Source organism: Oceanobacillus saliphilus, from assembly GCF_023522835.1.
Classification (GTDB): Bacteria; Bacillota; Bacilli; order Bacillales; family Amphibacillaceae; genus Oceanobacillus; species Oceanobacillus saliphilus.
The window spans coordinates 1-272 of sequence record NZ_JALCZU010000121.1 but is presented as its reverse complement, the minus strand read 5'-3'; the positions used below and the strand labels follow the sequence as shown (position 1 = coordinate 272).

Here is a 272-nt window from a genome sequence, read left to right as displayed (position 1 = left end):
GCGATTGAGTACGACTTGGTTGAACTACGTCGGGGGATTGGCTATGTGCTCCAGAACTCAGCCTTATTTCCTAATATGACGATTTTTCAAAATGCCGGTATTCAATTGGAAGCAGCTGGCGTACCGCTAGAACAACGTCGACAACGCGTGTACGAACTGTTGAATCGAGTCGGGTTGCCAGCAGAACAATATGCGGATCGCATGCCAAATGAGCTCTCAGGTGGAGAACAACAGCGTGTTGGGATTGTACGTGCGCTAGCGACAAAGCCAGA

The 272-nt window shown here is 49.6% G+C and carries 1 protein-coding gene; it reads left to right on the top strand.

What is annotated here, in order from left to right; genetic code table 11:
- Positions 1-45 precede the first annotated feature (45 nt).
- A partial coding sequence (locus tag MN204_RS20660) for an ATP-binding cassette domain-containing protein (RefSeq protein ID WP_249872932.1) occupies positions 46-272 on the top strand: 227 nt, incomplete at its 3' end.